The sequence below is a fragment of the Methylobacterium sp. 17Sr1-1 genome (assembly GCF_003173775.1).
Classification (GTDB): Bacteria; Pseudomonadota; Alphaproteobacteria; order Rhizobiales; family Beijerinckiaceae; genus Methylobacterium.
In genome coordinates, this window is the sequence record NZ_CP029552.1 from 3,753,743 (window position 1) to 3,774,259 (window position 20,517).

The window sequence follows — 20,517 nt, forward strand, 5'->3', positions numbered from 1 at the left end:
CCTGTCCGGCCGTTTTTCAGGTGATCCCGTTCCTGCCGTAGGGAATTATTCAGGTTCTGGAAGATGATGGACTGTTCACACTACGGCAGCCCCGAGTCAAGCCAACTCTCACAGGATGATGTGTGCTGGCCCGACCCGGGGGCGATGCGGGAAGGACGCGCCGTCAGGCCACGAACTGGCAGCGCGAGGCGGCCGTCCGCGTGTCCATGTTGCGGCCGCGGTTCATGTGGTCGTCCACCTCCGCCGCGCAGCCGAGCATGCGGGCGAACAGGAAGATCGTGAACGCCGCGGTCTCGAGCGCCGAGCCGGAGAGGGTGCCGTCGCGGTAGGGCTGCCACAGCATCTTCAGCAGCAGGGCCGCGATCACCGCGTCGATGTTGACGCAGTAGATAGTGCGCGACACGCCGGCGTCGAACAGGGCCTGCACCAGGGTCCGGTAATAGGCGTGGAAGGCGTTGTAGTCGCCGCGCTCAGTCAGCAGATCGTGGATCCAGACCTCGCGGGGATCGTGGTTCACTGCCTTGTCCTTGAAGACCGGGTGGTGGACGCCCGGGATCTTCTGGATGTCGAGGCTGCCGGCGTTCTTCCGGTCGGACTTGTAGCGGGCATACTCCGCCACCGTCCGCTCGGCGACCGCCTTCAGGTCGACGCCGTGATCCGGATCGGCGGGATCCGAGAGGTTTGCGTCGCGGAACTGCTCGATCAGGAAGGCGATGCCCTCGTAGCCGTTGCCGCCATGGGTGTAGCCGGCATGGGTGAGGAACCCGATCATCGCCTTGTTGAGCTGCACCCGCTCCGGGCTCTCCGGCCCGTCGGCCGAGACCGCGCCCTTGCACCCTTGCGCCGAGATCGTGCCCGGGCCGTTCGACAGGAGGAGCCCGATCAGCGTCTCGAACACGAAGACGTCGTCCGCCGTGCCGGCGCGGCCGAGGAGCGCGAGGCAGCCGATCTCGCCGAGGCTCAGGCGCCCGAGGAGGTCGGCCTGCGCCACGCCGCAGAACCCGTCCGCTTTGTGCAGCTCCGCCGGCACCGCGGCGCCCAGCAGCGTGCCGAAGAGCTGCAGCCACCAGGGCAGGCTTTCGGCGGTGAGGCGCGAGATGCGCTTGCGCATCAGCGGGCCCCAGGTCAGCGTCGTGGCGACCGCCGCCAGCACCGCCTCGCGGGTCGGGTGACCGTCGAGGCCGCGCAGGTAGCGCACGAAGACCGAGCGCGCGCCGCGGGCGTCCAGACCGGCGAGGAGCGCCTCTGCCTGCGGGTCCGGCTCGCGCCCGACGAGGAGCCCGGCGAGTTCCGCATCCGCCGCGACCTTGGCGAGGTCGAAGCCCTCGTCGAGGGCGTTGGGCAGCCCGGCTTCCGCGAAGCGATCGGTCAGCAGGCGGCAGAGCCGCCGGGCGGCCTCGGCGCGGCGCGGGCCGACGAGGCTGGCCGCCGCCGCCAGCACCACGTTCGGGGCGTTGCCGGCCTCGCGGGAGGCTTCGGCCGCCGCGAGCTCGGGGCGTCCATGCATGTTGACGCCGGCGGCTATGCCTGCGTTGACCAGGGCGCGGTCGTTCTCGCTCGCCTGCTCGCGCAGCAGGGCGAGGACGACGTTCGACTCCATCGGCAGGCGTGCCGCCTCCAGCATCGAGACGCCGTTGAGGCTCGTGACCTGCGTCTTCGGGTCCATCTGCGAGGCGCCCGAGGCGTCCTTCATCGCTTGCCGCGGCAGCACGACGCCGACCTGGCGGTTGAGCCGGGCGATCTGCTCGCCGTAGGGCGCCATCGCCTCGACGGGGGCCAAGTCGAGCTCCGGCGGCAGGGTCAGGCCGGCATTCGAGCCGAACCACGGCTTGAGGGCGAGGTTGCTCTCGGGCGCGAAGTCGGGCCGCGCGCCGTTCTCGCGCATCACCGCGGTGAGCGCCGCCGGGATATGGGCGATGTTGGTGACCACCGCGCCCTTGGCCGAGACGACCGGGTTCTCGGGCGTGAACACGCCGTCGACCCCGAACTTGTCCATGAACCACCGCTCCTTGGCGGCGGCGTCGTCGTCGCCCCCCGCCATGGCGCCGGCATGGCCCACCGCCCGGGTGAGCCGGCTCTTCCAGCGCCCGACGACGCAGGCGACGACGGGCTTGGTGAAGTGCGCGTCCTGCTCGTAGTAGCCGCCGGGCTCGACGTAGAGCACCGCCGCCTTGCTGCGCGCGTCGTTGGCGAGCGCGAAGGCGAATTCCGGCGCCGCGTACTGGATGTAGACGTCCTTGCCGCAGGAGATCAGCGTGGTGGTGCCCCAGCCGCTCATCCGCAGGTAGGTGGCGATGGTGGTGGTGAAGTTGCCCGAGTTCGAGAAGATCGCGATCGAGCCGGCCTTCAGCGCCTCGCCCGGGCCGTCGCCGCCGAGCGCCCCGCCGATGCGAACCTGATGGTGGGCATCGGCCACGCCGAGGCTGTTGCCGCCGAAGATGTCGATGCCGTTCTGCTGGCCGAGCGCCCGGATCTCGCGGCTGTCGTGGACCGACAGCTTCTCGGTGACGATGAAGATCTTGCGCAGGTCCGGATTGACCCGGATCAGCTCGGCGACGCCGTCGCGGGCACCCGACGGCGGCAGGTAGACGACGCCGCAATTGAAGCGGTGCCCGGCCTCCAGGCCTTCGCGGACGTTGTTGTAGACCGGGATGGTGCCGAGCGGGGTCTCCAGCACCTGGCCGCGGCGGCCGGGCGAGGTGCCGAACACCACGTTGCCGCCCGAATAGGCGTGGCCGACCGGCGTGACGTCGCTCGATTCGCCGCCCAGGATGTTGAGCACGCAGACCCGGTCCTCGCGCGTGGCGACCTGGTCGAGCGAGCTGATGCCGACGTAGTACTTGAAGCTGCCGATGCCTGGCTTGTGCATGGTGTCCTCCCCTTCCTATTCGGCCGCCTGGAGCGACGCTTTTTCGAGCACCGGCTTCGCCAGCCCGATGGCGCGGGCCACCTGCTCGCGGCCGCCCTGGCGCATCCACTGATCGGCCTGGCGGGCGTAGGCGACGACCTCGCTCATGTCCGAATCGAAGCCGAACAGCCGGTAGGGCAGGCCGAGCGCCTCGGCGGTGTCGCGCAGCGCCCCCATGCCGCGGATGAGGTTCGGGCCGCCGCGCCCGGCGACGATGTAGAGCGGGGTCGGCCCGTGCCGGCCGACATGCTCGCGCAGGGCGTCGGCCATCGCCCGGAAGGTCTCGAAGATGTCGGTGTTGTTCGACTTGCCGCCGATGATGAACAGGACGTTCGACTGCTTCAGCCAGTGCTTGAAGCAGATGCGCGCCACCTCCTTCATCTTCTCGTAGGGCGGGTTGCCGCCGAAATCCGAGGAGATGATCGCGTCGTCGCCGAGCATCTCGGTGACCAGCGAGTTGGCGCCGCCGCCGAAGGTCGGGGCCAGGATGGTGCCGGATGAATTGATGATGCAGACGTCGCTCTGGCCCTGGTAGGTCCGGAGCTGGTTGATCTCGGCCTCGAAGTCCGAGTAATCGACCGAGAACAGGTGGCCGGGCAGGCCGAGCCGCTGCCAGCGCGGGTCGTCGCGGTCGAAGCCGCACTTGAAGTCGCAGGCCACCGGGGTGAGCCGGCCGTTGCGGTCGGGCCGCATCCGGATCGGGTTCAGCTCGACCGTGGTCATGCCGAAGCCGTGATAGAGTTCCCAGAGCTTGGGCAATTGCTGCACCAGGGGCGAGATCAGCGCCTTCGGGGCGTTCAGCTCCGAGAGGGCGTTCGCCACCACGAAGGCCTTGAGACCGGTCAGCGGATCGAACGGGACCTGGACGACCTCGCCCTTGTCGAGCTCCTCGATGTCGACGCCGCCCTTGTGGGTGAGGGTCATCGTCGGCGCGCGGTAGCGCGTGCTGTCGGAGATCGAGAAATAGACCTCGTGCTCGGCCGGCACGGCGCCCTCGAAGGTGACGCCGTTGGCCTTGGCGACGACGTTGCCGTGGCGATGCTCGACGAAGTAGAGCCGCTCCTTCTCGCGCAGAGCCGTCTTCAGGTCGTGGGCGCGGCCGAGGAGGCCCGCCTTGCCCTTCTTGCCGACGCCGCCCTTGAACACCGGCTTGATGAAGACCGAGCCGTGGCGATCGATCAGGCCCTTGATCTCTTCTTCGCTCGCGTCCGGCCCCAGCACCTCGGCCGTGGGAAATCCTGCGAATTGCAGGAGATTCGCGCCGTGCAGCATGCCCGTGACTTGCATCGTTTCCTCCGTGCTCGTTGAGTTGCACGGTAGGGAGCGAAACTGTCAGTAACCTGTCGCGGGGCGGGCGGGGCGCTCGGGTGGAAGAAATCGGCGCGGGGACTTCCCCCTATCCCCGCGGTCAGCAGGGCTCCTCAGGGGAAAACCCTTTCGAGAATCAAGAGCGGGATCCCCTCTCCCGAGTGGGAGAGGGGTAGGGGTGAGGGTGGCTCGGGTTCAGAATTCAGCACTGAGCATCGAGCTGCGCAGCTCGATGGTTCAGGATCATTGCGGAAGCCGAGCCACCCTCACCCCCGGCCCCTCTCCCGCACGGGAGAGGGGAGACCCGCGCTTAATCTTCAAAGCGAAGTTATGCTGCCCCTCACCGCCCCTCGATCGCCCTTCTCCACTGCCGCAGCGTCCGGCTGCGCTTGATCTGGTCGAGGGAGGTCAGGAGCTCCGGCCCGACCGGGATCGGCCGCAGGGCGGCCGCGCGGGTCATCGGATCGTCGGGCGCGCGGGCGTCCGCGCGGGCGGGCGTGACCGAGCGGGCGGCGAGCAGCGCCTGGCCTTCCCGGGAGAGCAGGTAATCGAGGAACAGCCGGGCCGCCGCCTTGTGCCGGGCCTGCTTCGGGATGAGCGCGATGCGCGAGGTGACGAGCGTGTAGTCGCTCGGCAGCACCACCCCGACGGCCGGATCCTGCTTCGCCCGCTCGCGCGCATAGGAGCCGAGCACGTCGTAGGCCAGCAGCGCCTCGCCGGCGGAGACCCGGTCGAGCATCGTGGCGGTGGCGGTGTAGAGCTTCACCCCGACCTGGCCCAGAGCCCGGACCGCGTCCCAGGTCCGCGGCGTCACCTCCAGGTTCTGGGTCAGGAACAGGAAGCCGACGCCGCTGCGCTCGGGGTCGTAGGTCGCGACCTTGCCCTGCCACTCCTCGGGATGCCGGATCAGGCTCTGGACGAATTCGGCGTGGCTGCGCGGCACCCGCGCCTCGGGCAGCAAGTTCCGGTTATACGCGATGGCGACCGGCTCGGCGGTGATGCCGTAGGCCTCGTTGCGCCACACCGCCCAGGCCGGCCACCCGTCGGTCTCGCCCGAGACGTGGCGCTCGGCGTAGCCGTCGTTGACGAGCTTGATCTGGAGATCCATCGCCGAGCTCCAGAGGACGTCCGCCGTGCCCCCGCCCGATCCGGCCTCGGCCAGGAACTCGTCGTAGAGCCGCGACGAGTTCATCTTGGAATACGACACCGCGACGGCCGGAAAGCGTTGCCGGAAGCCGGCGAGAAGAGCCGAGGCCTCCGCCTCGTCGGTCGTCGCGCGCACCACGACCGTGCCCTCCCGCACGGCCTCGGCGCGGCCTGCGGCCTGCGCGTCGACGGGCGGGTCGACCTGGGCGCGAGCAATCGGGATCCAGGCGGAGCCGAGGAGGAGGGCGAGGCTCACCCATGCGGCCGTCAGGGTCCTCACTCTCAAAAACCTCTTCCTGCCCCAAGGTTTCCGGTTGCCCGCGGCGGTCGCCGCGGCGAGGATCGCACGCTACAGGCTCGCGCGGCGATCTCCTAACCCGGGCGGCGATTCCTCGTCGCCGGGGCGAGGGCGCGCGACGATCCGAAGGGGAGGGGACGGCGGGATGCGGGTGCTCGTCGTGGAGGATGACGCGGCCCTGGCGCGCGGCCTCGTGGCGGCGCTCCGGGCGGCCGGGCACGCGGCCGATCACGAGCCGGACGGCACGGCGGCGGCGGGAATCGCCCTGTCGGAGCCCTACAGCCTGATCGTGCTCGATATCGGCCTGCCGGGCCTGTCCGGGTTCGAGGTGCTGCGGCGCATCCGGGCGGCGAGCGCCGTCCCGGTGCTGATCCTCACCGCCCGCGACGGCATGACCGACCGGGTGCACGGGCTCGATCTCGGGGCCGACGACTACCTGGCGAAGCCCTTCGCGCTGCCCGAGTTCGAGGCGCGGGTGCGCGCCCTGATCCGGCGCGGCCAGGGCCAGCGCAGCCCGGTCCTGCAATGCGGGGGCCTCGTCCTCGACCGCTCGTCGGGAGCCGTCACCCTCGCCGGCGAGGTCCTGTCCTTGCGGCGCCGGGAGCTCGCGGTGCTGGAGGTGCTGATGGCGAGGGCCGGGCAGGTCGTGCCGAAGGAGCGGCTCGCCGGCGAGGTGTTCGGCTTCGACGACGAGGTGGCGCCCAACGCCCTTGAGCTTTACGTCGCGCGCCTGCGCAAGAAGCTGCAGCCGGACGGGCCGGAGATCCGCACGATCCGCGGCCTCGGCTACCTCCTCGACGCCCGATGAGCCGGCGCCCGCCTTCCCTCCGGCGCGGGCTGATGCTCAGGATGCTCCTGCCGGCCGCGGTGCTGGCGGGGGTGCTCGGCCTCGGCGGCGCCCTCGTCATCCGGGACGTGGTCGAGACGACGCATGACCGGCTGCTCGACGGCTCGGTGCTGGCCATCGCCGAGCGCCTGGCGCTCGACGAGGACAACGAGGTGACGGTGGACCTGCCGCGGGTGGCGCTCGGCATGCTGGAGAGCCAGTCGCAGGACCGGGTCTATTACAGCGTCAGCTACCGCGGTCAGCTCGTCACCGGCTACCGCGACCTGCCCCGCCCCGACGAGGAGGTCGAGCCCGGCCCCACCCGGCACCGGGACGCGGTGATGCGCGGCGCGGCCGTCCGGATCGCCGCCCGGGCGCGGAGGGTCTACGGCAAGCCCGGCGCGGTGCTGGTGCAGGTGGCCGAGACGCGGGACGCGCGCAGCAGCCTCGAACTCCGGCTCCTCGGCGGCCTCGTCCTGCTCGAAGGCGTCCTCCTGGCGCTCGTCGGAATCCTGACCTGGTACGGGATCGGCCGCGGCCTCGCGCCCCTCGACCGCCTGAGCGCCGAGATTGCCGGGCGCGCCGCCCCCGGCGCGGTGAGCCTCCAGCCCCTCGACGTCTCGGCGGTACCGGTGGAGGCCAGGGCGCCGGTCCTCGCCTTCAACACGCTGCTGGGGCGGCTCGACGAGGTGATGGGGGCGGTGCGCCGCTTCACCGGCGACGCCTCGCACCAGATGCGCACGCCGCTCGCCGTCCTGCGCATGCACGTCGATCTCGCCCGCCGGCACGAGGCGGGCACGGCGCCGGAGGGCCGCGCCGCCCTCGACGACATCGAGGGCGCGGCGCGTCGCCTGGAGCACCTGCTCGCGCAGCTCCTGGCGCTCGCCCGGGCCGACGAGGATCCGGGCGCGATCGCCCTGACGGAGCTGGATCTCGCAACAATCGCCGCGACGGTGCTCGCCGACCACGTGCCGCGGGCGCTTCGCGCCGGCATCGAGGTCGAGTACGAGGGGCCCGACGGGCCCGTGATGGTGACGGGCCACCCGACCCTGGTGGGCGAGATCCTCAGCAACGTCATCGACAACGCGATCCGCTACGCCGGGACCGGCGCCCGGGTGGTGGTGCGGGTGGCGGACTCGGGCGTGGGCGCCTTCGCCGAGGTCGAGGATGACGGGCCGGGCATTCCGCCGGAGCACCGCGAGGCGGTGTTTTCGCGGTTCTACCGCATCGCGCGAAGCGACGGACCGGAGGGCAGCGGCCTCGGCCTCGCCGTCGTTCGGGCGCTCGCCGACCGGATCGGTGCGGCGGTGACGCTGCACGACGGGGCGGGCGGTGAGCCGGGCTTGCGGGTGAGGATCGTGTTTCCACCGGTTCCGGCGCGAGCGGCTGGTCCTGGCGGAGGTTGATGGATCGCGGTCTACTTGATCTTTCCGAATAAAAATCAAGCGCTTCTCCCCTCTCCCGTGTGGGAGAGGGGTCGGGGGTGAGGGTGGCTCGGTTTCAGGATTGAGCACTGACCGCAGAGCTGCGCAGCTCGACGCTCAGCGCTTTATACTGAAGCCGAGCCACCCTGCGCGATCTTCGATCGCCCCTACCCCTCTCCCAAACGGGAGAGGGGATCCCGCGCTCTATTTTCGACGACAGAGACCACGTTCGAAGCCGATCACTCCTTCGCCAGCGCATCCGCGAAGGCCGCGATGCGGTTGCGGGCGTAGGTCGGCAGGCCGGCGCTGATCGAGGTGCCGGTGTTGAACGAGGAATTGCCCATCAGCACCTGGGCCGGCAGCAGGTTGCGCAAAACCGGCACCCGCTCGTACTCCTTCTTGCGGTCGAGCACGTCGGCCTTGATGCCGAGCGTCATGTAGGCGGTCACCACCGTCTTGTTCGGGTCGGCCGCCACCGGCTGCATCACCGCCAGGAACTTGCCGAAGCGCAGGATCTGGTTGACCCAGAAGATGTTCTGCTCCATCGCGCCGGCCACCGGCGCCTCGATCTTGGTCAGCTGCACGAGCTTGGCCGCCTCGTCGGGCGGCAGCACCCGCAATTCGCTCTGGAACGAGACGAACTCGGCGATCTTCTTGCCCCCGTCCTCGAGCTTGTTCGCCAGCTTGACCCCGAGCGGCAGCTTGCCCTCGAGGTCGTAGCGCGACTCGATGCAGGTGGTGTCGGGCGCCTCGCACCACGGCCGGTCGGGCCGGCGGGCGAAGGCGGCGGCCGGGTCCTTGGTCGGGGTGGCGTCCGCGGGGCTCAAGGCCTTGTGCTTGATCGCCGGGTCCATCCGCGACAGGAACGGGATCGTGGCGAAGCGCTTCAGGTCGATGCGGTCGGCGCTGCGGGCTACGATGAACCGCGCCTCGGCGACGTAGACCTTCAGCGCCTCGTGCCGGGGCTTGGCGACGCCGTTCACCGTCTGAACGTAGTCCGGCTCGGCGTAGGCCGGGTGGGGGGCGAGCAGCGCCTTCTGCGCCGGGCTGCGCTTGCCCCACTCGGTGAAGGGCACGAGGCCGCTCTCCGGGCTCGCCGGATTGTCGCGGTGATCGGTGAACGCGATCGTGTTGGGGGCGATGCCGGCCGGATCGAGGCCGGTCACCGCCGGCACGTCCTTGGTGCGGTAATCGGCGAGCGCGGGGGAGGCCGCGAGAAGAGCGGCGAGCACGAGCGGAAAGAGGCGCGGGTGCGCCGTCAGGCTGTCACGCACGGAAAATCGTCCTGTCTGGAGGTCAGTAATTCGGGTCGTCGCCGAACGGGTAGTCGGGGTCGCGCCGGCGCGGTCGGCGGATGCCCTCGTCCTCGTCGCCGAAGGGCGAGCGGCTGCGCGCTCCCGGCCAGTACGGCTCGGGCGCGGGGACCGGCTGGGCCCGGCGGGCATAGGGGCGCGGCTCGGGCCGGCCGAACAGGGCGCCGAACGGGTCGTAGCGGTCGGCATCCGGCGCCTCGTCGGGCATCCGCCCCGGGTTCTCGCCCGGCAGACCGCCCTCCAGCGCGTCGCCGTCCTGCTCGCTGTCCGGCCGCATCGCGTAGATCTGCTCCTGCGGCACCAGCTTGAAGCGGGTCTCGGCGAGGCGCCCGTCCACCGTGAGGCGGAAATGCTCCATGAAGCCGCCGCCGGCGACCCGGCTGCCGGAGCGCAGGTCGATCGGCTCGTCGGCGATCAGCCGCTTGGCCTCGGGGCTCGGGCCGGCAAGCGGGGACTTCGCCACCCCGTTGGCCCAGGCGGCCTGGAGCACCTGGGAAAAAATCGGCACCGAGAGATGGCCGCCGGTCTGGCCGCGGCCGAGGGTGCGGCGCTTGCCGTCGGCATTGTCGTAGCCGACCCAGGCCACGATGGTGATCTCGTTGGTGAAGCCGGAAAACCAGGCGTCGTTCTCGTCCTCCGAGGTGCCGGTCTTGCCGGCGACGTATGGCGAGAACCGGCCGAGCGCGGCGGCGGTGCCGCGCTGGGTCACGCCCTGAAGCAGGCTCTTCAACTGGTAGAACGCCACCCGGTCGGCCGAGCCGATGCGGGCGAGGGGCCGGTCGGCGTGCTGGAAGAGAACCTTGTCGCCCTGCGACACGCTCTCCAGGCCGTAGGGCGAGGGGCGCTCGCCCTCGTTGGCGACGGCGGCGTAGAAGGTCGCGAGATCGATCATCCGCACCGGCTGGGCGCCGAGCACGAAGGGGTAGTAGCGCTCGCATTCCGCGTAGAGCTGGGCTTCCAGCGCGATGTCGCAGACCTTCTGGAGGCTCGCCGGCGCCTTCTCGGCGATGCCGCCGCGCAGGAGCTGGGCGGTGACGAGGTTCTTCGAGTGCTCCAGGCCGCGGCGCAGGGTGATGGGGCCGGAGCCGCCGCCGCCCTCGTAGTTCTTCGGCGACCACGAATCGCCCACCCCGCCGATCGGCGGCAGGGTCACGCGGGCATCCATCACCAGGGTGTTGGGCTGCAGGCCGGCATTGAGCGCGGCGAGGTAGGTGAGGGGCTTCAGGGTCGAGCCGGGTTGGCGCACGCTCTGCGTCACCCGGTTGAGCTGGCTCAACGGATAGGAGAAGCCGCCCGCCATGGCGAGGATGCGCCCGGTGCGGTTCTCCAGCACCAGGACCGCGCCCTGGACCTGCGGGCGGATGCGCAGATCCGCCCGCGGGGCGCCCTTGCCCTCCCACACCTTCACCCGCACCACGTCGTAGGGCGAGAGCCGCCCGCGGGCCGCGCCCGGGTTCAGGCTCGCGACCCGCCCGTCGGCGAGGCCCACCCGCACGCCGCCCTGGCCGCCGGTCGAGAGCACCACGGCTGCCGGCCAGTGCACGTCGTAGAGCGGCAGGCGCGCGGTCTCGAGCGCCCGCTGCCAGGCGGGCTTCGGCCCGGCGGGTTTCACGACCTTGGCCTGCTTCGATCCCTTCTTCCCCTTCGGCTCAGGGGTCGGAACGGGAGCGGGCTCGGGTGCCGGCGGGGTTCCGGCGGACTCGATGCGGCGCACGGCATCCGCGAGGTTCGCCTCCGGTCCCTCGTAACGCGCGCGGCCGGTCGCGGCCTCGTAGCGTGACAGGCTCTCCTGGAGGATGCCCTCGGTCGCCTCCTGGAGGCCGGCATTGAGGGTCGAGCGCACCGTGTAGGCGCCCGCCGTCAGCGAATCGAGGCCGGCGAGCGTACGCGCCTCGCGGGCGAGGTGGTCGACGAAGTGGAACCCGGCATCCTGGCGCAGCCGCTCCAGCGGCGCGAGGCCGAGGGGTGCGGCGAGCGCCGTGTTCATCTCGGCTTCCGTGATCGCGCCCTCCTCCTTCATGCGGGTGAGCACGTAGGCGCGGCGCTCCCGCGCCCGGTCGGGGTAGCGGTCGGGATTGTAGAAGTTCGGGCCCTTCGGCATGCCGCCGAGCAAAGCCGCCTCGGCGACGTTGAGATCCTTGACCGACTTCCCGAAATAGCTGCGCGCCGCCATCTCGACGCCGTAGGCGCCGCGGCCGAGATAGATCCCGTTGAGGTAGAGGCCGAGGATCTCGGGCTTCGTCATCACCCGCTCGGCCCGGGCCGCGACGATCATCTCGCGGATCTTGCGCTCGTAGGTGACGTCGTCGCCCACCGAGAGGTTCTTCACGACCTGCTGGGTGATGGTCGAGCCGCCCTGCGGCCGGCCCGGCGAGGCGAGGTTGCCGATGAAGGCGCGGATCACCCCGCGCTCGTCGATGCCGCGATGGGTGAGAAAGCGCTTGTCCTCCGCCGCGATGAACGCCTTCTGGACGAGCGGCGGGATCTCGCCGATCGGCACCGCGACCCGCCGGCCGTTGGGCTCGAAGGTCTCGGAGAAGCGCTGGCCCCGCCCGTCGAGGATCGTGGTCGCGCCCGGCAGCCGCAGGGTCTTGAGAGAATTGGCGTCCGGCAGGTCGGTGACCGCCTTGTTGTAGAACTCGATCACGGCCCGCGCCTCGAAGGGCGAGTTCGCCGGGTTCTCGCCCTTGCAGAATTGCTTGTAGCTTGTGTTCAGCTCGCCGATGTCGAGGCCGTGCAGCAGCTTCGACTCGCCCGCGACCGCCTTCGGATCCTCCATCGCGGTCGAGATCAGGTCGTCGAGGTTGATGTCCTCGATGTCGAAGGCCTTGCGCATGTGGGCGCAGCCGTCGCGCAGGAGCTGTACCACCGCCGGGCCGTCCTTGCCCGGATCGAACTGGGTCCGGATCGCGTCGGGACGGGTGGTGACCTGGCTCAGCGTCAGGGCCGTGGCAAACAGCTTGATGAGGATCGCGTTCATCGATGACCAGGGGCCGGGACGAGGCCTGCGGCAGGAGGCGCCCGGCGGCCTGAACCGGACATGGACGGACCCGACATCGACAACGCGGCTGTTTTAAGGACGCGGCGGGGAGGCCGGTGACGGAGCGGCAGGGTCCACGGCCTCGTCCCGCAGGCGCCGCAGGGCGAAGGCCGTGAACACCCCGACAAGGCAGAGCGCGAGGCCGAACCACGTGAAGGCGTATTGCAGGTGGTTGTTCGGCAGGTCGACCCGCAGCTGCCCGCCCTTCGGCCAGCCGCCGGGAACGGGCGTGGCGTCGGCCTCGATCAGGTAGGGAGCGACGCCCGACAAGCCCTTGGCCGCCGCGATGCCGGGTACGTCGCGGTTGAACCACTCGCCGGTCTGCGGGTTCGGCGCCGGCACGAACATCGCCCGCGCCTCGCTCTGGCGCAGCATGCCGGTGACGGTGGTCTCCCCCTCGACCCGTCCGGCAGCGCGGCGGGCCGGATCCTTGAGTTCGGTCGGCACGAAGCCGCGGTTGACCAGCACGGTCCGGCCGTCGTCGAGCGCCAAGGGGGTCACGACGTAGTAGCCCTGGAGCGCCCGGCCCGGCGTGTCGCCCGGCGCCAGCCCGTGGACCAGCGTCTCCTTGTCCTGCAGGAAGCGGCCGGTGGCGCGCACCCGCTCGAACTCGTCACGGGCGGGATCGAAGCCCTCGAAGGCCGGCAGCGGCGCTGGCGGCTCGATGCGCGAGCGGGCGACGATCCGGTCGATCAGCGCCTCCTTCCAGGCCTTGCGCTCGAGTTGCCAGACCCCGAGGCCGATCAGGATCGCCAGACAGACCAGGCTCGCGAGGGCGGGGACGACGAGATCGCGCAGGGCCGCGCGCCGCTCCGCGGAGCCGGCCGGCGCCGTCACCGGAAGCGCCCCTGCGCCGCCTTGTTCGAATATTGCAGCGCCGCCATCATGCCCTTGAGCGGCCGGACCAGGAGCAGGCTCAAGACGATCGAGAGCGGCGCCCAGAGCGCGGCATGCACCCACATCGGCGGCTCGTAGGCGAACTCGACCCACATCGCCAGCGCCACCACCACGATGCCGACGATCGACATCACGAAGAAGGCCGGACCGTCGGCGGAATCGATGAAGCGGAAATCGAGCCCGCAGACCTCGCACGAGGGACGGAAGCTGAGGAAGCCCTTGAACAGGTGCCCCTCGCCGCAGCGCGGGCAGCGGCCGCGCAGGCCCACGGTCGCCGGGGAATCGACGGTGCGGTTCTCGTCCATGGGCTCAACTCCTGAACGCGGGGGTGCCAACGCGATCTGGGGGTTTCTCGTCATAAGAAAAGGGCGGCTCTCGCCGCCCTCTCATGATCCTGGCGCGTGAGGTGCTGGCTCAATGCGCGGCGGCGTGGCCGACACCCGAGCCCCAGACGTAGATGGCGGCGAACAGGAACAGCCACACCACGTCGACGAAGTGCCAGTACCAGGCAGCGAACTCGAAGCCGAGGTGCTGCTTGGGGGTGAACTGGCCGAGGTAGATCCGGTACAGGCAGACCGCCAGGAAGATCGTGCCGATCAGCACGTGGGCGCCGTGGAAGCCGGTCGCCATGAAGAAGGTGGCGGAGTAGATGCTGCCCGAGAAGCCGAAATGGGCGTGGCCGTACTCGTAGGCCTGGACGCAGGAGAACAGCGCGCCCAGCGCGATGGTCAGCCACAGGCCGTACTTCACGCCCTTGCGGTCGCCGTGCAGCAGGGCGTGGTGGGCCCAGGTGATCGTCGTGCCCGAGGTGAGCAGGATCAGGGTGTTGAGCAGCGGCAGGTGCCAGGGGTCGAACGCCTCGACGCCCTTCGGCGGCCACATGCCCCCGGTGAAGTCCACCCGCGAGGCCTGGATCGGGTCGCCGGCATAGAGCGCGGCCTCGAAATAGGCCCAGAACCAGGCGACGAAGAACATCACCTCGGAGGCGATGAACATGATCATGCCATAGCGGTGCGACAGTTGCACCACGCGGGTGTGATCGCCGGTATTGGCCTCGTGCGTGACATCCCGCCACCAGCTCAGCATGGTGTAGAGCACGCCGATCAGGCCGGCGAAGAACACGTAGGGACCGACCGCGAGATTCGCGATGGTCAGGCTCTTCATCCACAGGACGGCGCCCGTCGTCATCGTGAAGCCGCTCATCGAGCCGACGAGCGGCCACGGGCTCGGATTGACGAGGTGGTAGTCGTGATGCTTCCCGTGCGCCTCGGCCATCGTGTCGGGTCTCCTGCCTGCTCTTGCGACCGGTCGCGCCCCGCGCCGGCCGTGAATCTCGTTTGACGCGGGGCGGCTCGCTCCCGGCGCCCCGGCTTTCTTCGCCGTCGGCGCTCGCGGCTACGCTTTAATGCCGCCCCGGCGGGGTTGTCACCTCGTCAATTGGCCCATCCCGTCAATTGGCCTTCGTCCCCGCCGGCGTCGCGAGGGCGGCCTGCGGCTGGCCGTTCTTCGACGCGAAGTAGGTGTAGGACAGGGTCATCTCGGTGAGGTCGCGGGTGTTCGCATCGGCCTTGATGCCGGGCTCGAGGTAGAACACCACCGGGAAGTCCATGGTCTCGCCGGGCTGCAGCGTCTGCTCGTTGAAGCAGAAGCACTGCACCTTGACGAAGTAGCCGCCGGTCAGCCCGGGCTGGACGTTGAACGTCGCGATGCCGGTGCTCGGCACGCTGCCGGTGTTGGTGACGCGGAAGAACACCGTCTTGGTGGCCCCCAGCTGCGCCTCGATCTGCGGAGTCTCCGCCGCGAAGCGCCAGGGGAGACCCGGCGCGACGTTGGTGTCGAAATGCACCAGCATGCTGTCCTGCGAGTCGCTCTGCCTTGCCGGACCGGCGGCGGCCGCGCCCCGCAAGGGCGTGCCGTCGTAGCCGGTCGCCTTGCAGAACAGGTCGTAGAGCGGGACGAAGGCGAAGGCGAGCGCCGTCATCCCGACCACGATGCCGAGGCAGGCGAGCGCCGTGTTGCGGGCCCGCTTCTGCTGGTGGTTGCGCGCATCGGTCATGGCGGCATCGCCTCTTCGCGTCACAGCGGCCGGTTGAGGACCTGGGGCCCGAGCTTGGCGATCGTCAGCACGTAGAAGATCAGGACCAGGGCGGCGAGCACCATCGCGATCGCGATGGAGCGCTTGCGCCGGCGCTGGATCTCGTCGGGGGTCAGTTGCTGGGGCACCGCACTCATCGCTGCGTCGACCGAAGGGGAGGGCGCTCAGCCGAAGACCGGCCGGAACAGCCCGAGGCCCTGTTCCGCCAGCAGGGCGGAGAAGAGCAGGAACAGGTAGAGGATCGAGAAGCCGAACAGGCTCATCGCCGCCTTGTTGGCCGCCTCGCCCTCGCGCCGGCGCAGCACCTGGACGCTGAGCGCCACCATGGCGAGGCCGCCGATCAGGCCGACGACGCCGTAGATCATTCCGCCGAAGCCGAGGAAGACCGGCGCGAGGCCGAGCGGGGCCAGCAGCACCGAGTAGGCGAGGATCTGGCGGCGGGTCGAGTCGGGCCCGGCGGTGTTCGGCATCATCGGGATGCCGGCCCGGGCGTACTCGCCGGCCTTGACCAGCGCCAGCGCCCAGAAATGCGGCGGGGTCCAGATGAAGATGATCAGGAACAGGACCGTACCCTCGATCCCGATCGAGCCGGTGACCACCGCCTGGCCGATCATCGGCGGCAGGGCGCCCGCGGCACCCCCGATCACGATGTTCTGCGCCGTCGAGCGCTTCAGCCACATCGAGTAGATCACAGCGTAGAACACGATGGTGAAGGCGAGCAGCCCCGCCGACAGCCAGTTCGCCGCGAGCCCGAGCACCAGCACCGAGCCGACCGAGAGGGTGAGACCGAAGGACAGCGCCTCGCCCGGCTGGATCCGCCCAGCCGGGATCGGCCGGGTGCGGGTGCGGGTCATCACCGCGTCGACGTCGGCGTCCCACCACATGTTGAGGCAGCCCGAGGCGCCGGCCCCGACCGCGATCATCAGGAGCGAGATCGCCCCGATCACCGGGTTCACGTGCGACGGCGTCACCGTCATCCCGACGAGGGCGGTGAAGATCACCAGCGCCATCACCCGGGGCTTCAGGAGCGCGAAGTAATCCGCGACCTCGCCGCCGGAGCTGCTCGCCTCGGTGAAGGGACGGTCGGAGATCGCGCTGTTCGTCAGGGAGGTCATGCTGGGTGTCGCGGCCATCGTGGGAAGGGATGTGAAGGTGTCGCGCTCCTCGCCGGAACGCCCCTCCGGGCGCTCGGGGGAAGAGCCGGGACCGTGCCGGTCCCCGGATCTCCCGCGGGAGACTTGCGCCGGCCGGGCCGGGAAGTCTCCGCGCTATGTTGGTCCGCCGCGGTTTTTCCGCGGCGAACCGTCGTCCTTCGTGTCAGTGGGCGTGGGACGGCTCGTCCACGATCACCGGCAGGGTCTCGTACTGGTGGAAGGGCGGGGGCGAGGTCAGGGTCCACTCGAGGGTGGTGGCACCCTCGCCCCACGGGTTGTCCGCAGCCCGCTCCTTCGAGCGGAAGGCGAGCACCACGCCGATCACGAACACGACCATGCCGAGGGCGAAGATGTGGCCGCCCATCGTGGCCACCCAGTGCCAGCCCGCGAAGGCCTCCGGGTAGTCGGCATAGCGCCGCGGCATGCCGGCGAGGCCGAGGAAGTGCATCGGGAAGAACAGCACGTTGGCGCCGATGAAGGCGAGCCAGAAGTGCAGCTTGCCGGCCCACTCGGGGATGATGCGGCCGGTCATCTTCGGGAACCAGTAGTAGACCCCGGCGAAGATGATGAACACCGCGCCGAGCGACAGCACGTAGTGGAAGTGCGCGACGACGTAGTAGGTGTCGTGCAGGTAGCGGTCGACGGCGGCGTTGGCCAGGATCACGCCGGTGACGCCGCCGACGGTGAACAGGAACACGAAGCCGACGGCCCAGTGCATGGCGGCGGTGAAGCGGATCGAGCCGCCCCACATCGTGGCGATCCAGGAGAAGATCTTCACGCCGGTGGGAACCGCGATCACCATGGTGGCGAATACGAAGTAGGACTGGGTCTGGAGCGTCAGGCCGACCGTGTACATGTGGTGCGCCCACACCACGAAGCCGACGACGCCGATCGCCACCATCGCGTAGGCCATCGCGAGGTAGCCGAACACGGGCTTCCGGGAGAAGGTCGAGATGATGTGCGAGACGATGCCGAAGGCCGGCAGGATCATGATGTAGACTTCGGGGTGGCCGAAGAACCAGAACAGGTGCTGGTACAGGATCGGGTCGCCGCCGCCGGCCGGGTCGAAGAAGGTCGTGCCGAAGTTGCGGTCGGTGAGCAGCATCGTGATCGCGCCGGCGAGAACCGGGAGCGACAGCAGCAGCAGGAACGCGGTCACCAGCATCGACCAGGCGAACAGCGGCATCTTGTGCAGGGTCATGCCCGGCGCGCGCATGTTCAGGATTGTGGTGATGAAGTTGATGGCGCCGAGGATCGAGCCCGCGCCCGACAGGTGCAGGGCGAAGATCGCGAAGTCGACGGCCGGGCCGGGATGGCCGGCGGTGGAGAGCGGCGGGTAGACGGTCCAGCCGGTGCCGGCGCCGACCGCGCCGGGCGCGCCCTCGACGAACAGCGAGCAGACGAGGCTCATGAAGCCCGCGACCGTCAGCCAGAACGAGATGTTGTTCATGCGCGGGAACGCCATGTCCGGCGCGCCGATCATCAGCGGCACGAACCAGTTGCCGAACCCGCCGATGAGGGCCGGCATCACCATGAAGAACACCATGATGAGGCCGTGCCCGGTCACGAACACGTTGTAGGTCTGCGGATTGGAGAAGTACTGCAGGCCGGGGGCCTCCATCTCCATCCGGATGCCGAAGGACAGGAAGGCGCCGACGATGCCCGCCGAGAAGGCGAACAGCAGGTAGAGGGTGCCGATGTCCTTGTGGTTGGTCGAGTTGAACCAGCGCGTGAAGAACGGTGGGGTGTGGTCGTGGGCGTGGTCGTGCCCTGCCGTGACGGCTTGAGCCATGGGGTCAGCCTCTTCGAGGAATGTCTCGGTCGGTCTGTCGAAAGGGGCGGGGGGCGCCCGTCGCGCCGCCCCGCGTCACGAAATCAGTCGGCGTCCGCGAACGGCCTTATTGCGCTTCCGCGAACTTGGCGCCGCCGTCGGTGCGGGCGAACTTGGTCTTGGCCTCGGCGGTCCAGGCCTGGAAGGCCTGCTCGCTCACCACCTTCACGGTGATCGGCATGTAGGCGTGGCGCTGGCCGCACAGCTCGGAGCACTGGCCGTGATAGGTGCCCTCGCGCTCGGCCTTGAACCAGAACTGGTTGAGGCGGCCCGGGATCGCGTCGATCTTGAAGCCGAAGGACGGCATCGCCCAGGAATGCATCACGTCGGCGGCGGTGACCTGGATCTTCACGATCTTGTTCACCGGCACCACCATCTCGTTGTCGGTGGCGAGCAGCTTGGGCTGGCCGGACTTCACCTGGTCCTCGCCCTCGAGCAGGTTGGCGTCGAACTTGAAGCCGCCGACATCCTGCGGGTACTCGTAGGACCAGTACCAGGCGTGGCCGATGACCTTGACCATCAGGTCGGCCTTCGGATCCGACAGCTGCGTGCGCAGCACCCGGAACGAGGGAATCGCGATCGCCACCAGGATCAGCACCGGAACGATCGTCCAGGCGACCTCCAGCATCGTGTTGTGGGTGGTGCGCGACGGGGTCGGGTTCTTGGTCTCGTTGAACTTGACCACGACCGCGATCAGCAGGCCGAGCACGAACAGGACGATGACGAGCATGATCCAGTTCAGGAGATGGTGGAAATTGTAGATCTCCGTCGCCACCTCGGTCACCGGCCGCTGCAGGTCCATCTGCCACGGCACCGGCTGGCCCACGCCCGCCGCCGACACGGCCGTGGCGGTGCCGAGGATCCCGGTCGCTGCCAGCGCCGCGGCGCGTCCCCAGAATCCGCGGCCCTTCGGCCGTCCTTGCGCCCTCGCCATCCCCATGGTGCCCTCGATGCTCCCCAACAGGCTGTCTGCCGGTAACGGCTGCCCGCGCGGCGGGAGCGCCGTCAATCTCGGCCTCACGGTGTCGGCCCGCCGCCCTGCGGCCGTGAAGCCGGCCGAGACCCGGTCGGCGTCTCTCACCACAATGGCGCCGCAAGCGCAACGGCGTTGGCGTCGCATCGGCGTTCCGAATTCGCCTGTGGGCACTGGACATTCGTCGTGAGGCTCGAATGATTCCGCAAAAGCGCGCGCGACGGCTCGGGGCTATCGCGACACGCCGGACCTGGCCTCCACCCTTCGATGATCGATCGTCTCGAGTTCATCCTGGCGCTCGCCCAGGAGCAGCATTTCGGCCGCGCCGCCCAGGCGTGCGGGGTGTCGCAGCAGACCCTGTCGGCCGGCGTCAAGCAGCTCGAGGAGCGCCTGGGTGTGCTCCTGGTGCAACGCGGCTCGCGTTTCCAGGGCTTCACCCCGGAGGGCGAGCGGGTGCTCGACTGGGCGCGGCGCATCGTCGGCGACGCCCGGGCGATGCGCCAGGAGGTGGCGGCCCTGCGCCGGGGCCTGTCGGGCACGCTCCGGATGGCGGCGGTGCCGACCGCGACCCCGATGGTCGCCGCACTCACCACCCCGTTCCGCGCCCGCCACCCGGCGGTGCGCTTCTCGGTGCAATCGGCAACCTCGCACGAGATCACCCGGCAGATCGCCAATCTCGAACTCGATGCGGGGCTGACCTACATCGAGGACGAGCCGCTGGGGCGCGTCACGGCCCTGCCGCTCTACCGCGAGCATTACCGCCTGCTCACCGCCGCCGACGGGATCTACGGCGCACGCGCGAGCGTGACCTGGGCCGAGGTCGGCCGCATCCCGCTCTGCCTCCTGACCCCGGCGATGCAGAACCGCCGCATCATCGACCGGCACCTGCGCGCCGCCGGGGCCGAGCCGGCGCCCCTTCTCGAGTCGAACTCGATGATCGTGCTCGTCACCCACGTGCGCACCGCCAAGTGGGCGAGCATCATGCCGGCGGCGCTCGCCGAGACCTTCCGCCTCACCGAGCGGGTGCGGGCGGTGCCGATCACCGAGCCGGATGTCAGCCACACGATCGGCCTCGTGGTCCCTGAGCGCGATCCCATGACCCCCCTCGTCGCCGCCTTCCTGGCCGAGGCACGGGCGATCGCGCCGGGCCTCGCGGCGGAGGTGGCGGCGCTCTGAGCAGGGCCGCGCGAACACCGGGTGACTGCCGCAGGGTCTTTCGGCCCTCGTACGTTTCACCCGTTAAACTTGCCGGCTAAATGCATGTTTAATGTCTATGGAGTGGAGTTCCCTGCACCCACGATGTG

The 20,517-nt window shown here is 69.8% G+C and carries 16 protein-coding genes; 3 read left to right on the forward strand and 13 right to left on the reverse strand.

The features are described 5' to 3' along the window. Window positions 1-163: 163 nt before the first annotated feature. The 3 genes from DK412_RS16875 to DK412_RS16885 all read right to left on the reverse strand — a co-directional run bounded on the left by DK412_RS16875 (window position 164) and on the right by DK412_RS16885 (window position 5,642). The gene (locus DK412_RS16875) at window positions 164-2,869 is read right to left on the reverse strand and encodes a CoA-binding protein (protein WP_109972882.1); all 2,706 of its coding nucleotides are present in this window, start codon (window positions 2,867-2,869) and stop codon (window positions 164-166) included. 15 nt (window positions 2,870-2,884) lie between these two features. After that, window positions 2,885-4,195, reverse strand: coding sequence for an ATP citrate lyase citrate-binding domain-containing protein (locus tag DK412_RS16880; RefSeq protein ID WP_109972883.1), 1,311 nt, complete (start codon window positions 4,193-4,195; stop codon window positions 2,885-2,887). Between the two features lie 361 nt (window positions 4,196-4,556). Next, entirely contained in the window at window positions 4,557-5,642 is a 1,086-nt protein-coding gene (locus tag DK412_RS16885) for an ABC transporter substrate-binding protein (RefSeq protein ID WP_109972884.1), read from the reverse strand. 163 nt (window positions 5,643-5,805) lie between these two features. On the opposite strand from DK412_RS16885, the gene DK412_RS16890 reads away from it, so the two are divergent. Both DK412_RS16890 and DK412_RS16895 read left to right on the forward strand, forming a co-directional pair. Next, window positions 5,806-6,468 carry a response regulator transcription factor gene (locus tag DK412_RS16890; RefSeq protein ID WP_109972885.1) on the forward strand — a complete coding sequence of 221 codons (663 nt, stop codon included), beginning with the start codon at window positions 5,806-5,808 and terminating at the stop codon, window positions 6,466-6,468. Between the two features lie 32 nt (window positions 6,469-6,500). Further along, window positions 6,501-7,892, forward strand: a complete 1,392-nt coding sequence (locus DK412_RS16895; protein WP_245447008.1) for a sensor histidine kinase — start codon at window positions 6,501-6,503, stop codon at window positions 7,890-7,892. 257 nt (window positions 7,893-8,149) lie between these two features. Here DK412_RS16895 and DK412_RS16900 read toward each other — a convergent pair whose 3' ends face one another. The 10 genes from DK412_RS16900 to coxB all read right to left on the reverse strand — a co-directional run bounded on the left by DK412_RS16900 (window position 8,150) and on the right by coxB (window position 19,174). Next, window positions 8,150-9,142 carry a hypothetical protein gene (locus DK412_RS16900; protein WP_245447769.1) on the reverse strand — a complete coding sequence of 331 codons (993 nt, stop codon included), beginning with the start codon at window positions 9,140-9,142 and terminating at the stop codon, window positions 8,150-8,152. Window positions 9,143-9,206: 64 nt separating this feature from the next. Then, on the reverse strand, window positions 9,207-12,203 hold the full coding sequence (locus tag DK412_RS16905) for a transglycosylase domain-containing protein (RefSeq protein ID WP_109972888.1): 2,997 nt from the start codon (window positions 12,201-12,203) through the stop codon (window positions 9,207-9,209). A gap of 93 nt (window positions 12,204-12,296) precedes the next feature. After that, on the reverse strand, window positions 12,297-13,100 hold the full coding sequence (locus tag DK412_RS16910) for an SURF1 family protein (protein ID WP_109972889.1): 804 nt from the start codon (window positions 13,098-13,100) through the stop codon (window positions 12,297-12,299). Beyond that, window positions 13,097-13,465: a DUF983 domain-containing protein gene (locus tag DK412_RS16915; RefSeq protein ID WP_109972890.1), complete on the reverse strand. Its 369-nt coding sequence runs from the start codon at window positions 13,463-13,465 to the stop codon at window positions 13,097-13,099. Before DK412_RS16915 ends, DK412_RS16910 begins: the two co-directional genes overlap by 4 nt. A 109-nt stretch (window positions 13,466-13,574) precedes the next feature. Continuing rightward, window positions 13,575-14,435: a cytochrome c oxidase subunit 3 gene (locus DK412_RS16920; RefSeq protein WP_109972891.1), complete on the reverse strand. Its 861-nt coding sequence runs from the start codon at window positions 14,433-14,435 to the stop codon at window positions 13,575-13,577. A 175-nt stretch (window positions 14,436-14,610) separates the two neighbouring features. Then, entirely contained in the window at window positions 14,611-15,216 is a 606-nt protein-coding gene (locus tag DK412_RS16925; protein WP_109972892.1) for a cytochrome c oxidase assembly protein, read from the reverse strand. A gap of 20 nt (window positions 15,217-15,236) precedes the next feature. After that, window positions 15,237-15,383, reverse strand: a complete 147-nt coding sequence (locus tag DK412_RS30665; RefSeq protein ID WP_165084845.1) for a hypothetical protein — start codon at window positions 15,381-15,383, stop codon at window positions 15,237-15,239. 36 nt (window positions 15,384-15,419) lie between these two features. Next, the gene (locus DK412_RS16930) at window positions 15,420-16,370 is read right to left on the reverse strand and encodes a heme o synthase (RefSeq protein WP_109972893.1); all 951 of its coding nucleotides are present in this window, start codon (window positions 16,368-16,370) and stop codon (window positions 15,420-15,422) included. Between the two features lie 202 nt (window positions 16,371-16,572). Continuing rightward, on the reverse strand, window positions 16,573-18,201 hold the full coding sequence (gene ctaD, locus DK412_RS16935) for a cytochrome c oxidase subunit I (RefSeq protein WP_109972894.1): 1,629 nt from the start codon (window positions 18,199-18,201) through the stop codon (window positions 16,573-16,575). A 106-nt stretch (window positions 18,202-18,307) separates the two neighbouring features. Further along, the gene (gene coxB, locus DK412_RS16940; protein ID WP_109975322.1) at window positions 18,308-19,174 is read right to left on the reverse strand and encodes a cytochrome c oxidase subunit II; all 867 of its coding nucleotides are present in this window, start codon (window positions 19,172-19,174) and stop codon (window positions 18,308-18,310) included. 306 nt (window positions 19,175-19,480) lie between these two features. Between coxB and DK412_RS16945 the strand changes: the two genes are divergently transcribed. Then, window positions 19,481-20,389 (forward strand): LysR family transcriptional regulator, encoded by a 909-nt coding sequence (locus DK412_RS16945; RefSeq protein ID WP_109972895.1) that lies wholly within the window; start codon window positions 19,481-19,483, stop codon window positions 20,387-20,389. Window positions 20,390-20,517 lie beyond the last annotated feature (128 nt).